The organism is Corynebacterium sp. HMSC034A01, from assembly GCF_001838175.1.
In the GTDB taxonomy this organism is placed as follows: domain Bacteria; phylum Actinomycetota; class Actinomycetes; order Mycobacteriales; family Mycobacteriaceae; genus Corynebacterium.
The window spans coordinates 1-395 of record NZ_KV835963.1 but is presented as its reverse complement, the minus strand read 5'-3'; the positions used below and the strand labels follow the sequence as shown (position 1 = coordinate 395).

Annotated in this window: 1 protein-coding gene; it reads right to left on the bottom strand. The window is 57.2% G+C overall.

Annotated features, from left to right (window positions below; all coding sequences use genetic code 11):
- A partial coding sequence (locus HMPREF2791_RS11595; protein WP_141764931.1) for an integrase core domain-containing protein occupies positions 1 to 395 on the bottom strand: 395 nt, incomplete at both ends.

Below are 395 nucleotides of genomic sequence, written 5' to 3'. Positions count from 1 at the left end.
TGCCGTTTTTGTCGACTGTGTCGTTTCGGGTTCGCCATTCTTCTTTGGGGTTGTCGTTGGGCGTGGCTTTGACTCCGGCGGTGTATGCCTGCTGCGGGGTGCGTCTGCCCAGGGCGCGGTGGGGTCGGGTGCAGTTGTAGTATTGGCGAAACTCATTGAGGAGTTGTTGCAGTTCAGAAACCGTTTGTGCTGCGGGTCGGGCGGTGATCCATTTTTTGAGGGTTTGGTGGAACCGCTCAATTTTTCCTTGGGTTTGGGGGTGGCCTGGTCGGCCGTTTTTCTGTTGGATTTTGTGTGCGACGAGCACTTTTTCAAACGCGTTTCTCCCACCTTTGCGCCCGGCTAGGCGGGCGGTGAACACCAAACCGTTGTCCGTCAGTGTGGATGCTGGCGGG